Raw genomic sequence first — 12023 nt, 5'->3', positions numbered from 1 at the left:
CCCCGCGCACAGCATGTGGACGGGGGTGGTGACGAGGTCGTGCGGGCCGAGGGGGTTACAGGGTCCGCAGCAGGACCGCCGGCTGTTCCACGCAGTCCGCCACATACCGGAGGAATCCGCCCGCCGTGCCGCCGTCGCACACCCGGTGGTCGAAGGTGAGCGAGAGCTGCACGACCTGCCGCACCGCCAGCTCGCCCTCGTGCACCCAGGGCTTGGGGACGATCCGGCCGACGCCGAGCATGGCCGCCTCGGGGTGGTTGATGATCGGTGTGGAGCCGTCGACGCCGAACACTCCGTAGTTGTTCAACGTGAAGGTCCCGCCGGTGAGTTCCGCCGGTGTGAGCGTCCCGGTGCGTGCCGCCTCGGTGAGCCGGGCGAACTCCGCGCTCAGGGACTCCGCGTCCCGCGTGTGCGCGTCCTTCACCACCGGCACGACGAGCCCGCGCTCGGTCTGCGCGGCGAACCCGAGGTGCACCGCGTCGAGCCGGACGACCTCCCGGGCTTCCATGTCGACCGTCGAGTTGAGCTCGGGGAAACGGGCCAGCGCGGCGGTGCAGATACGGGCGAGGAGGGCGAGGAGGGAGATCTTCGGCCCGCCGGCCTCGTTCATCCGCACGCGTGCGTGCATCAGTTCCGTGGCGTCGGCGTCGACCCAGCAGGTCGCGTCGGGGATCTCGCGCCGGCTCCGGGAGAGCTTGTCGGCGACGGCACCGCGGACGCCCCTGAGCGGGATACGGGTGCCACGCGCGTGCGTGGCTGTGGGCGACTGCGCCGGTGCGGGCGCGGGCGCCGCGGCCTGTGGTGGTCGCGCGGCGGTCGGGGCCGACGCGGCGGCCCGCGCGGCGTGCTCGACGTCCGCGCGCGTGATCAGCCCGTCAGGACCCGAGCCCGCCAGTTCCCGCAGGTCGAGCCCGTTCTCCCGTGCCAGCCTGCGCACGAGCGGCGAGATCACCGGCACGGGACCGTCGGCCCGGCGCGCCGCATCGGCACCGGTCCCGTCCCCGACCGGCTCCTCGTCCCGTACGGGACGGCGGGCGGCCGTGCCGGACGCGGCGGGCGCGGCCGAGACGGCCAGGTCGGCGTCGGGGAGCCCTGCACGGCGGCTTCCAGCCGATCCGGCCCCGGCCCCAGCTCCGGCGCTGCCATGCCGGCCTGAGCCCGGCCCGCCCTCGGACGAACCCGGTGACCGCCGCCCCGGAGCCGCCCCGGCCCCCGGCGGCCGCAGCCGTCCGCGCCGCGCCGGAGGCGCCTGCGTGCCGTAGCCCACAAGTACGTTTCCGGAGCCCTCGTCCTCGTCCACGGAGTCGGAAACGAGTGGGCCGGAATCAAGTGGGCCGGAAGCCGGTGCGCCGGAGGCCGGTGCCCCCACCGCGACCGTCAGCAGCGGGGAGCCGACGGGCAGTTCGGTGCCCTCTTCGCCGTAGCGGGCCGTGACCACGCCGCCGTACGGGCAGGGGACCTCGACCATCGCCTTGGCCGTCTCGACCTCGACGACCGGCTGGTCCACGGCGACGACGTCACCGACCTGGACGAGCCAGCGGACGATCTCGGCCTCGGTGAGCCCCTCACCGAGGTCGGGCAGCTTGAATTCCAGGACCTGGGCCATCAGCTCTGTGCCTCCCACTGCAGCCGCGCCACCGCGTCCAGGATCCGGTCGACGCCGGGCAGATGGTGGCGCTCCAGCATCGGCGGCGGATACGGGATGTCGAACCCGGCCACGCGCAGCACCGGCGCCTCCAGGTAGTGGAAGCACCGCTCGGTGACCCGCGCGGCGATCTCCCCGCCGGGCCCGCCGAAACCGCCCGACTCGTGCACGACGACGGCCCGCCCGGTGCGTCGTACGGACGCGGAGACCGTCTCGTCGTCGAACGGCACCAGGGAGCGCAGGTCGACGACTTCGAGGTCCCAGCCCTCGGCCCGCGCCGCCTCGGCGGCCTCCATGCAGACGGGCACCGACGGCCCGTACGTGATGAGCGTGGCGCTGCGGCCGTGGCGCCGCACGACCGCGCGGCCGATCGGGTCCACCACCTGCGGCTCGTCGGGGTTCCAGGTGTCCTTCGACCAGTACAGGCGCTTGGGTTCCAGGAAGACCACCGGGTCGTCGGAGGCGATGGCGGCGCGCAGCAGCCCGTACGCGTCGGCGACCGTCGCGGGGGTGACGACATGGAGGCCCGGGGTCGCGATGTAGTACGCCTCGGAGGAGTCGCTGTGGTGCTCGACGCCACCGATGCCACCCCCGTAGGGCACGCGCACGGTGATGGGCAGGGGCATCGCCCCGCGCGTGCGGTTGCGCATCCGGGCCACGTGCGAGATCAGCTGCTCGAAAGCCGGGTAGGCGAAGGCGTCGAACTGCATCTCCACGACCGGCCTGAGCCCGTACATGGCCATGCCGACGGCCGTGCCGAGGATGCCCGCCTCGGCGAGCGGTGTGTCCGTGACACGGTCCTCGCCGAACTCCTTGGCGAGCCCGTCGGTGACGCGGAAGACGCCGCCGAGGGTGCCGACGTCCTCGCCCATGACGTGCACGGTCGGGTCGTCGGCCATGGCGTCCCGCAGGGCGCGCCCGAGGGCCTGCGCCATGGTGGCCGGCTTCAGCGCGACGGTGGTCATCGGGCCGTTCCTTCCGACTCGTGCTCGTTCTCGTGGTGGCGCGCCTCGGCGTCCAGCTCGGCCCGCAACTGCGCCTCCTGTTCCAGGAGTTGTGTCGTGGGCTGGGTGTAGACGTGGGCGAAGAGGTCCATGGGGTCGAGCGCCGGGTCCTGGTTCATGCGCGCGCGCAGGTCCGCGGCCATCGCCTCGGCGTCCTCGCGCGCGGCGCGCATCCCGGCCTCGTCAAGGAGCCCGCGCTCGGTCAGCTCGTGCTCCAGGAGGGCGATCGGGTCGTGCGCGCGCCAGGCCTCGACCTCCCAGTCGCCGCGGTAGCGCTTGTCGTCGTCGGCGTTCGTGTGCGCCTCCATGCGGTACGTGACCGCCTCCACGAGCGTGGGACCGCCACCCGCGCGCGCGTGGGCGACGGCGTCGCTGAGGACCTCGTGCACGGCGGCCGCGTCGTTGCCGTCGACCAGCCGGCCGGGCATCCCGTAGCCGACGGCCTTGTGGGCCAGCGACGGGGCCGCGGTCTGCTTGGCGAGCGGGACGGAGATCGCGAAGCCGTTGTTCTGTACGAGGAAGACGACCGGGGCCTGCCAGACGGCGGCGAAGTTCAGTGCCTCGTGGAAGTCGCCCTCGCTGGTGCCGCCGTCGCCGACCAGGGCCAGCGCGACCACGTCGTCGCCCTTGAGGCGGGCGGCGTGCGCGAGGCCCACGGCGTGCGGGAGCTGGGTCGCGAGCGGTGTGCAAAGGGGCGCGATCCGGTGCTCGCGCGGGTCGTAGCCGGTGTGCCAGTCGCCGCGCAGCAGGGTCAGCGCCTGGACGGGGTCGAGGCCACGGGCGACGGCGGCGAGCGTGTCGCGGTAGCTGGGGAAGAGCCAGTCGCGCTCTTCGAGGACCAGCGCGGCGGCGACCTCGCAGGCCTCCTGGCCGGTGGAGGAGGGGTAGACGGCGAGGCGGCCCTGCTTGGTGAGGGCCGTGGCCTGGGCGTTGTAACGGCGGCCGCGCACCAGCTGCGCGTACAGCCGGCGCAGGAGCTCCGGGTCGACCCGCTCGGCCGCCTCGGTGCCGAGGACGCGGTGGGGCAGCGCGTCGGGCAGCAGCGGCGCGGGGTCGGTGCGGGGCTGCCAGGCGGGTGGCGGGGTCGGCCGGTACGCGCCTCGCTGCTCCATGACCGTCATGTCGGCACCTCCTCGTGGGCGGCTTCGAGAGGCGTGCCGAGAGTGACGCGCCTCACCTACCGATTGTTCGGTCGTCGGCACATTTTGGCTACAGGCACCTCCAGGCTGTGGACAAACGGTTCTCCACAGCCTGAGATGGACGCAGTACGTCCATGGTAGGGAGGCGGGGGGACATGGCACCTGAACAAATGGCCGAGGGGCCGGAGGCGGGATCCTCCCTGCCGCCGCCGCGTCCGCTGGACGCCATCGATCAGGACATCCTCCAGATGCTCCAGGCGGACGGCCGCGCCTCGATACGGTCCGTGGCCGAGCGCGTCCACGTGTCGCGCGCGAACGCCTACGCGCGCATCAACCGCCTCATCGAGGACGGCGTGATCCGCGGCTTCGGCGCCCGCGTCAACCACGAGCGCGCGGGGCACAGCACCTCGGCGTACATCACCCTCAAGATCGTGCAGAACTCCTGGCGCACCGTGCGCGAGCAGCTGACGGCACTCCCGGGGGCCTCCCACATCGCGCTGGTGGGCGGGGACTTCGACGTCCTCCTCCTGGTGCACACGCCCGACAACAGGGCGCTGCGCGAGCTGGTGCTCACCCGGCTCCAGGCCATCCCCGAGGTGCTCAGCACAAGGACGCTGCTGGTGTTCGAGGAGGAGGACCTGGAGCCGCAGGGGTGACCTGCGCCTTTGGAGGCTTCGGGCTCTTCCGGTGCCTCAGTCCTCCTGCCGGAGCCCCCCGAAGACCAGCCGCACCACCGCGTCGGCGACCTCGCGCTCGCCCATGCCCCGCCCGTCGGGGCGGTACCACTCCACGATCGAGTTGATCATCCCGAAGACGAGCCGCGTCGCGAGCCGGAACTCCACGTCGACGCGTACGTCCCCGTCGAGGGCCGCGGCCCTCAGGAGCTCGGCCACCCGGTGGTCGAAGTCCCGGCGCCGCTCCAGGGCCCATCGCTCGGCGTCGGTGTTGCCGCGTACGCGCAGCAGCAGCGTCACGTACGGCAGCTCGGCGGTGAGGACCTCGACCATGCGCCGGGTGACGTACTCCAGGCGCTCCACGGCACGCCCCACGCGCGCGTGCTCCTCGTCGAGGATCCCGAAGAGGCCGTCGAGCGCCCGGCTGACGGCCCGGCGCAGCAGCTCCTCCTTGCCCGTGACGTGGTGGTAGATCGACGACTTGGAGATGCCCGCCGCCTTGGAGAGGTGCTCCATGGAGGTGCCGTCGTAGCCGCGCTCGTTGAAGACCCGCACGGCCACGGAGAGCAGCGTCTCCGGGGTGTACGTGTCGCGCTTGGCCGTGGTCATGGGGTGCCCTCCCGCTTCTCCGAGGCGTACGCATGGCGGTAGAGCGCGAGGGACGGTGCGTAACGCCCCGAGGGGTCGCGCATGTGCAGGTCGTCCAGGACGTCGTAGGCCCAGCTCCTGCCCAGCCTGCGGCTCCATTCGAAGGGCCCCAGGGGGTAGTTGACGCCCAGGCGCATCGCCGTGTCGATGTCCTCCTCGGTGGCCACTCCCTTGGCGACGGCGTCGTGCGCCAGGTCGACGATGCGGGCCACCGTGCGGGCGACGATCAGGCCGGGCACGTCCCCGATGACGCTGACGTCCTTGCCGAGCGCCTGGAAGAGCCCGGTGGCCTCGGCGAGGGTCTGCGTCTGGGTGTCCTGCGAGTGGGACAGGGCGATCCGGGTCGCCCGGCGGTAGTCGAGCGCGAGGTCGAAGTAGACGACGTCACGGAACTCGACGGCGGTCTGGCCGTCCGCGAGGGCCAGCTGGCCGCCGCTCGGCAGCACCAGCCGGGTGCCGTGGTCCTCCTCGTCCTCGCGGACCTGGATGCCCGCCTCGCGGATCAGCGCGAGCAACTCGGACGCGGGGCCCAGATCGCCCTCGGCGACGACGTACGCGGGCGGCTGGACCTTCTCCGCGGTGTGCGGATCGGGACGCTCGCCCTCGTCCCCGTAGTCGTACCAGCCGTGCCCCGACTTGCGGCCGTGGCGGCCCGACTCGACGAGCCTGCGCTGGGCCAGCGAGGGCGTGAACCGCACGTCCTGGAAGAAGGCCTCCCACACGGAGCGCGTGACGGACTCGTTGACGTCCTGGCCGATGAGGTCGGTCAGTTCGAAGGCGCCCATCCGGAAGCCGCCCGACTCGCGCAGGACCGCGTCGATCGTGGCGGGGTCGGCGGCCTGGGCCTCGTAGACCGCGAAGGCCTCGGCGTAGAAGGGCCGCGCGATGCGGTTGACGATGAAGCCCGGGGTATCGGCGCAGGCGACCGGGGTCTTCCCCCAGGCGCGGGCCATCTCGTACGCGCGCGTGGCCGACGTGACGTCGGTCACGAACCCGGAGACGACCTCCACGAGGGGCAGCAGCGGCGCCGGGTTGAAGAAGTGCAGCCCCACGAAACGGCCGGGATTGCGCAGGGCACCGCCGATCGCGGTCACCGACAGGGAGGAGGTGTTGGTGGCGAGCAGACAGTCGTCGTCGACGACGTCCTCCAGCTCGCGCAACAGCTGCTGTTTGACGTCCAGGCGCTCCAGGACGGCTTCGACGACCAGCCCGGAGTCGGCGAGGTCGGCGAGGGTCTCGGCGGGGCGCAGACGCGCGCGGGCGGCGTCCCGTTCGGCGCCGGTCAGCCGGTCCTTCTCGACGAGCCGGTCGAGGCGGGCGGCGATCGCGTCGGCCGCGGCCCCGGCACGGCCCGGCACGGCGTCGTACAGCCGTACGGGGTGGCCCGCGACGAGCGCGACCTGGGCGATGCCCTGGCCCATGGTGCCGGTACCGACGACGGCCACGGGGCCGGCGAGGTCGAGTGCTGTCATGCTCGCGATCCTCCCGCACGGGGTTGTCCACAGGTTCAGCGGACCCCCTTGTCCCGACCGATCGTTCGGTTACTCTAACTCTGTCCGCCCGTTTCTGCCCAGGTCGTGAGCTCGACGCAGAGCTCATGAGACGAGGAGTTGGTCCCTCATGGCCGCCGAACTCACCGCGCATCAGCTGATCGAACAGCACCGGCCCACCCTCGACCAGGCGCTGGAAGCGATCCGCACGCGCGCGTACTGGTCGCCACACCCCGAGCACCCCAAGGCGTACGGGGAGAACGGCAGCCTGGACGCGGCAGCGGGCAAGGCCGCCTTCGACGCCCTCCTGGGCGGCCGCCTCGACCTCGGCCAGCCCGGCACCGACGACTGGGTGGGCGGCGAGGTCTCGCCGTACGGAATCGAGCTGGGGATCACGTACCCGCACGCGGACATCGACACCCTGCTGCCCGCCATGCGCGCGGGGCAGCGCACGTGGCGCGACACCGGCGCGGAGATGCGCGCGGTGGTGTGCCTGGAGATCCTCAAGCGGATCAGCGACCGCACCCACGAGTTCGCGCACGCGGTCATGCACACCAGCGGCCAGGCCTTCATGATGGCGTTCCAGGCGGGCGGCCCGCACGCGCAGGACCGCGGCCTGGAGGCGGTGGCGTACGCGTACGTGGAGCAGGTCCGCACCCCCGACAACGCCGAGTGGACGAAGCCCCAGGGCAAGCGCGACCCGATCGCGCTGACCAAGCGGTTCACACCGGTGCCGCGCGGCATCGCGCTGGTGATCGGCTGCAACACCTTCCCGACGTGGAACGGCTATCCGGGCCTGTTCGCCTCCCTGGCCACGGGCAACGCGGTCCTCGTGAAGCCCCACCCGCGCGCGGTGCTGCCGCTCGCGCTCACCGTCCAGGTGGCCCGCGAGGTGCTCGCCGAGGCCGGCTTCGACCCGAACCTGGTGGCGCTGGCCGCCGAGCGCCCGGGCGAGGGCATCGCCAAGACCCTGGCGACACGCCCGGAGATCCGGATCATCGACTACACCGGCTCGACGGCGTTCGGCGACTGGCTGGAGGCCAACGCCCGCCAGGCGCAGGTCTACACGGAGAAGGCCGGCGTCAACACGGTGCTCGTGGAGTCGACCGACAACTACAAGGGAATGCTGTCGAACCTCGCCTTCTCCTTGTCCCTCTACAGCGGCCAGATGTGCACGACCCCGCAGAACCTCCTCATCCCCCGCGACGGCATCCGTACGGAGGAGGGCCCCAGGACGTACGACGAGGTGGTCGCCGACCTCGCGAAGTCGGTCGGCGGACTCCTCGGGGACGACGCCCGAGCGAACGGCCTGCTGGGCGCGATCGTGAACCCCGACGTGAAGGCCCGCCTGGAGGCGGCCGCCGGTCTCGGCGAAGTCGCCCTCGCCTCACGGGAGATCGCCAACCCCGACTTCCCCGACGCGGTCGTGCGCACCCCGGTGATCGTGAAGCTGGACGGCGCCAAGCCGGACGACCAAGCCGCGTTCATGAACGAGTGCTTCGGCCCCGTCTCCTTCGCGGTAGCGGTCGACTCGGCGGCGGACGCCGTGGCACTGCTGCGGCGGACCATCGCCAACAAGGGCGCGATGACGGTGGGCGCGTACACGACCTCCGAGGAGGTCGAGGAAGCCGTCCAGGAAGCCTGCCTGGAGGAGTGCGCCCAGCTCTCGCTCAACCTGACCGGCGGGGTCTACGTCAACCAGACCGCCGCGTTCTCGGACTTCCACGGGTCCGGCGGAAACCCGGCGGCGAACGCCGCACTGTGCGACGGGGCGTTCGTGGCCAACCGGTTCCGCGTGGTGGAGGTTCGCCGGGAGGCGTGAGGATGTCGCCGAGGGCGCGGGACGTCCTGCAACTGCGGACCGTTGTGGCTGGTCGCGCAGTTCCCCGCGCCCCTGATGGGGCGCCCCATGCCTACGAGGCACTCCAGTGGAACAGCGTCATCGCCACGCTGGTGGCGAGGTTGTAGCTGGAGACCTGGGGCCGCATCGGCAGCGAGACCAAGTGGTCCGTGCGGGCACGCAGTTCACCGGACAGTCCGCTGCGCTCGGAGCCGAAGGCGAGAACCGCGTCGTCCGGGAGCTTCAGCGCCCGGATGTCCTCGCCCTCGGGGTCGAGGGCGAACACCGGCCCGGCCGGCAGTTCGTCCACGGTCAGCCGCTCGACGGCCGTGGCGAAGTGCAGGCCCGCCCCGGCGCGCACCACCGTGGGATGCCACGGATCGAGCGTGCCGGTGGTGACGACCCCCGTCGCGCCGAAGCCGGCCGCGAGCCGGATCACGGCGCCCGCGTTGCCGAGGTTGCGCGGCTGGTCGAGGACGACCACGGGCGCGCTGCGTGGCGTGCGGGCCAGCGCCCGCAGGTTGGCGGCGCGTTCGGGACGTACCGCCAGGGCGGCCACGGCGGTGGGGTGCGGGCGCGGGACGAGGGCTTCGTACGCGGCCTGCGGGACCTCCGTCAGGAGGACGTCCAGTGTGTCCCGTACGTCCGGGGCCAGGTCGTCGGCGAGGGCGAGCGTGGCCTGTCGGTCGGCGGTGACCGCCACCGGGATCTCGGCCCGGAAGCGCACGGCGTGCTTGAGGGCGTGGAAGCCGTCGAGCAGCACGGAGGTGCCGGCGAGCCGACGCCAGGCGCTCACGGGGTCGGGGTCGCGTGGGTCGAGGTCTCGTGGCTCGGAGTCGCGCGGGTCGACGGAATCGAGGTCGCGGGGGTCGTCCGTCATGCGGTGAAGCCTACGTGCGGGTGCTCGGCCGTCTCGGCCGTCTCCGGGGTGCTCGGGGGCTCCTTGCGGGGCCCCGGGAGCGTACGCGTACGGCCCAGACGCGAAAACAGCCCTCCACGCGCGCGTGCCGCCCATCCGCCCACGCGGCGCAGGAAGGACGTCGGCAGGAACACGGCGTCGGCGGCGATCATCGCGAGCGAGAAGAACGGCAGGCCCAGCACGACGGCGATCACGGCGTGCTCGGTCATCATGGCGGCAAGCAGAACGTTCTTCACCCGCCGGTTGAACAGCGTGAAGGGGAAGGCGACCTGCACGATCACCGTCCCGTACGTCACGAGCAACATCAGCACACCGCTGGCGGACAGCAGATCGGAGAGGGCCGGCCAGGGGGAGAAGTAGTCCAGGTGGAGGGGGTAGTAGACGGCGGTGCCGTCCTGCCAGCGCGAACCCTGGATCTTGTACCAGCCGGCGGTCGCGTAGATCAGACACGCCTCGGCCATGATCACGAAGAGGGCGGCGTTGTGGACGAGGTTGGCGACCACGTCGAGGAGGATGCGCGGCTGGACGCTCCGGCCGTACCGTCCGGCCAGCCACCACAGGCCCTGTACGGCCCACATCCCCCAGTAGACGGTCAGCCAGCCGCCGAGAAAGCCGCCGTCGACCTTCCCCACGAGTGTGGCCGCGGCCAGGACGAGGCCGAGCACCGTCCAGAGGGCGGGACCGACCCTGTCCGGGCCCGGCCACGCTCCACGCGCGCGTGCGTCCCGGGCCCGGCGCTCCCGCCGCTCGTCCAGCGACCAGACGCGGCCGCAGCGCGTGAGCACGAGGTAGATCGCCATGAGGTGGATGACGTTGTCGCCGCCGTCCCCCATGAAGATGCTGCGGTTCTGCAGGGACAGCACGCCGACCATGAAGAGCACGGACATGGTCCGGGTGCGCCAGCCGAGCATCAGCAGAAGGCTGGACAGTACGGCGAACGCGTAGACGATCCCGAACCAGACCTGGCCGTCGGCCCACATCAGGGCCGTGAAGGCGTGGTTGCTCGCGATGAGCTGCTGGGCGAGATCCCAGCTCCAGGGGCCGTCGGGCCCGTACATCTCCTCGCGGTGCGGGAACTCCCGCAGCAGGAACAGCAGCCAGGTACCGGCGAAGCCTATGCGGATCACGGCGCTCTGGTACGGGCCGAGCGCCTCGCCGGTGACGCGCGTGATGGCGTGCGCGAGGGTCCGGTCGACGCGGTGCTTCCGGTCGAACCTGCTTATCCGGCCGGCAAGCCGCTCACGGCCGAGGTCGCGCGTCCGGTCCTGGCCGAGGCTGCTCGCCTGGTCACGACCGAGGCTGTGCGCCTGGTGGTGGTCTGAGGTTCTCGCCTGGTGGTGATCGGGGGTGCTCGCCGGAGTGCCGGTTGGGGCGCCGGTCGGTGTGGGGCCGCGATCACGGTTGCCCGGGCGATCATGGTTGCCCGGCGGGGTGGGCCCGGGGTCGTGGTTGCCCGTCGGGCCGTGGCCGAGGTCGCTCATCGGGCGCTCGCCTCCGTCCCCGTGGACTCCGCGGGCCGCGTCCCGGCCGGCCGGTCGGCCTCCGAGACCGGCCACCAGGGCAGCTCGCGGACGATGGGCTTGTCGGACACCTGCTCCTGGCTCCACTTCGGAGGCGGCACATTGGTCGTACGGGAGCGGACCTGGACCTGTTGCACGGCCGCGCCCCGGCCGCCGGCCTGCTCACGGTCGAGGCGCAGGACCACGATGCGGCGCAGGTACTTCTCGGAGAGGGCCCCGCGCAGGCCGTTCGGACGGTTCGCGTTGTCGTGCGTGGCCACGAAGAAGTCCCAGGCCCGGCGCAGCTCGTTCTGCTGCGTGTGGCTGGGCAGCAGATTGCCGTCGATGGCGGCACCGTCCAGCGCGGAGAGGTCGTACCAGCGGGTCGTCCTGATGTCACCGTCCGCGGCCCGCACCTCGGCACGGACCTGGACCGCGATGTTCTGTTGCAGCGGGTTGGGCGCGAAGAGCTTCCAGTTCTGCTCGAACTCGGGGTAGATCCACTCGTCGATCGCCTGCCCGTGCTGCTTGGTGACCGTGTTCGACGGCGCGACATGCAGGAAGACCATGCCGACGTGCACACAGGCGGCGACCGCGACCACAGCGAGCGCGAGCGCCGCGGCGATCTGGAAGGGGAGGGAGAGGGCGGCGATGCCGGTGGGAGGGGGGAGCGGGGGACCGGCGAGGGCCGTGTCGTCGTACCGCTCGTCGTCGTCCTGCCTGTCGCCGTACCGGTCGCCGTATTGCTGGTCGTCGCGTTGCTGATCGCCGTGCTGCTGGTCGCCGTGCTGCTGGGGGATCCGGGTGAGAGCCTCGCCGGAGGGCTTCTGCCCGGCTGGCGAGCCATGGCTGTCGGGGGGCTCAGGACTGTCCGGGGTGCCGTGGGCGTCCGAGTTCCCGTGATCGTCTGCGGTCTGGTGACCGTCCGAGGTCTCGTGGCCCTCCGGCGGAAGGCTGTCGGGGACGGCGGCCGCGGGCTCGCCCGGCACGGGCCGGGCGTTCGAGCCCTTGTCGTACGCGTCCATTCCGCCCCGTTCCCGAAGTCTGTCCGATTCCTGTCGCCCGTCCCGCGACAGTCGCACCGGCACGGTACTCAGGCCCGCCCGCCCAGCACAGTCCCATGGGTCACAGAGGCCACGAGGTTATCCACAGCGGTTGACACCTT

The 12023-nt window shown here is 72.2% G+C and carries 10 protein-coding genes; 2 read left to right on the top strand and 8 right to left on the bottom strand.

Going from position 1 to position 12023, the window contains the following annotated elements; all coding sequences use genetic code 11:
- Nucleotides 1-55 precede the first annotated feature (55 nt).
- Genes ACZ5VQ_RS12125 through pdhA form a run of 3 tightly spaced genes read right to left on the bottom strand, consistent with a single transcriptional unit; the run spans nucleotide 56 to nucleotide 3770 of the window.
- Nucleotides 56-1606 (bottom strand): dihydrolipoamide acetyltransferase family protein, encoded by a 1551-nt coding sequence (locus ACZ5VQ_RS12125; RefSeq protein WP_469105013.1) that lies wholly within the window; start codon nucleotides 1604-1606, stop codon nucleotides 56-58.
- A complete protein-coding gene (locus tag ACZ5VQ_RS12120) occupies nucleotides 1606-2610 on the bottom strand; it encodes an alpha-ketoacid dehydrogenase subunit beta (RefSeq protein ID WP_469104778.1) in 1005 nt (334 codons plus the stop codon). Before ACZ5VQ_RS12120 ends, ACZ5VQ_RS12125 begins: the two co-directional genes overlap by 1 nt.
- Nucleotides 2607-3770 carry a pyruvate dehydrogenase (acetyl-transferring) E1 component subunit alpha gene (gene pdhA, locus ACZ5VQ_RS12115; protein ID WP_469104777.1) on the bottom strand — a complete coding sequence of 388 codons (1164 nt, stop codon included), beginning with the start codon at nucleotides 3768-3770 and terminating at the stop codon, nucleotides 2607-2609. Before pdhA ends, ACZ5VQ_RS12120 begins: the two co-directional genes overlap by 4 nt.
- Before the next feature lie 173 nt (nucleotides 3771-3943).
- Between pdhA and ACZ5VQ_RS12110 the strand changes: the two genes are divergently transcribed.
- On the top strand, nucleotides 3944-4444 hold the full coding sequence (locus ACZ5VQ_RS12110) for an Lrp/AsnC family transcriptional regulator (protein ID WP_383393764.1): 501 nt from the start codon (nucleotides 3944-3946) through the stop codon (nucleotides 4442-4444).
- Between the two features lie 36 nt (nucleotides 4445-4480).
- On the opposite strand, the gene ACZ5VQ_RS12105 is transcribed toward ACZ5VQ_RS12110, so the two are convergent.
- Nucleotides 4481-5071, bottom strand: coding sequence for a TetR/AcrR family transcriptional regulator (locus tag ACZ5VQ_RS12105; RefSeq protein WP_362071407.1), 591 nt, complete (start codon nucleotides 5069-5071; stop codon nucleotides 4481-4483).
- Nucleotides 5068-6582, bottom strand: coding sequence for a 3-hydroxyacyl-CoA dehydrogenase (locus tag ACZ5VQ_RS12100; protein ID WP_469104776.1), 1515 nt, complete (start codon nucleotides 6580-6582; stop codon nucleotides 5068-5070). The genes ACZ5VQ_RS12105 and ACZ5VQ_RS12100 overlap by 4 nt, the downstream gene beginning before the upstream one ends.
- 148 nt (nucleotides 6583-6730) lie before the next feature.
- Here ACZ5VQ_RS12100 and paaN point away from each other — a divergent pair, with 148 nt between their 5' ends.
- On the top strand, nucleotides 6731-8422 hold the full coding sequence (paaN, locus tag ACZ5VQ_RS12095) for a phenylacetic acid degradation protein PaaN (protein WP_469104775.1): 1692 nt from the start codon (nucleotides 6731-6733) through the stop codon (nucleotides 8420-8422).
- A gap of 91 nt (nucleotides 8423-8513) precedes the next feature.
- On the opposite strand, the gene ACZ5VQ_RS12090 is transcribed toward paaN, so the two are convergent.
- From ACZ5VQ_RS12090 to ACZ5VQ_RS12080, 3 genes are read right to left on the bottom strand one after another with little or no spacing between them, the layout of a single operon-like run.
- On the bottom strand, nucleotides 8514-9320 hold the full coding sequence (locus ACZ5VQ_RS12090) for a TrmH family RNA methyltransferase (RefSeq protein ID WP_469104774.1): 807 nt from the start codon (nucleotides 9318-9320) through the stop codon (nucleotides 8514-8516).
- Complete coding sequence (locus ACZ5VQ_RS12085) at nucleotides 9317-10840, bottom strand: HTTM domain-containing protein (protein WP_469104773.1); 1524 nt, start codon at nucleotides 10838-10840, stop codon at nucleotides 9317-9319. The genes ACZ5VQ_RS12090 and ACZ5VQ_RS12085 overlap by 4 nt, the downstream gene beginning before the upstream one ends.
- Nucleotides 10837-11883, bottom strand: coding sequence for a DUF5819 family protein (locus ACZ5VQ_RS12080; protein WP_469104772.1), 1047 nt, complete (start codon nucleotides 11881-11883; stop codon nucleotides 10837-10839). The genes ACZ5VQ_RS12085 and ACZ5VQ_RS12080 overlap by 4 nt, the downstream gene beginning before the upstream one ends.
- Nucleotides 11884-12023: the final 140 nt, after the last annotated feature.

Source organism: Streptomyces sp. NPDC033178, from assembly GCF_055577685.1.
This window is presented reverse-complemented; position numbering and strand designations above follow the sequence as displayed.

Coding starts and splice junctions, on each gene's coding strand:
- paaN (WP_469104775.1), top strand. CDS start 6,731: ATGGCCGCCGAACTCACCGCGCATCAGCTGATCGAACAGCACCGGCCC.
- ACZ5VQ_RS12120 (WP_469104778.1), bottom strand. CDS start 2,610: ATGACCACCGTCGCGCTGAAGCCGGCCACCATGGCGCAGGCCCTCGGG.
- ACZ5VQ_RS12105 (WP_362071407.1), bottom strand. CDS start 5,071: ATGACCACGGCCAAGCGCGACACGTACACCCCGGAGACGCTGCTCTCC.
- ACZ5VQ_RS12125 (WP_469105013.1), bottom strand. CDS start 1,606: ATGGCCCAGGTCCTGGAATTCAAGCTGCCCGACCTCGGTGAGGGGCTC.
- pdhA (WP_469104777.1), bottom strand. CDS start 3,770: ATGACGGTCATGGAGCAGCGAGGCGCGTACCGGCCGACCCCGCCACCC.
- ACZ5VQ_RS12110 (WP_383393764.1), top strand. CDS start 3,944: ATGGCACCTGAACAAATGGCCGAGGGGCCGGAGGCGGGATCCTCCCTG.
- ACZ5VQ_RS12100 (WP_469104776.1), bottom strand. CDS start 6,582: ATGACAGCACTCGACCTCGCCGGCCCCGTGGCCGTCGTCGGTACCGGC.
- ACZ5VQ_RS12090 (WP_469104774.1), bottom strand. CDS start 9,320: ATGACGGACGACCCCCGCGACCTCGATTCCGTCGACCCGCGCGACTCC.
- ACZ5VQ_RS12085 (WP_469104773.1), bottom strand. CDS start 10,840: ATGAGCGACCTCGGCCACGGCCCGACGGGCAACCACGACCCCGGGCCC.
- ACZ5VQ_RS12080 (WP_469104772.1), bottom strand. CDS start 11,883: ATGGACGCGTACGACAAGGGCTCGAACGCCCGGCCCGTGCCGGGCGAG.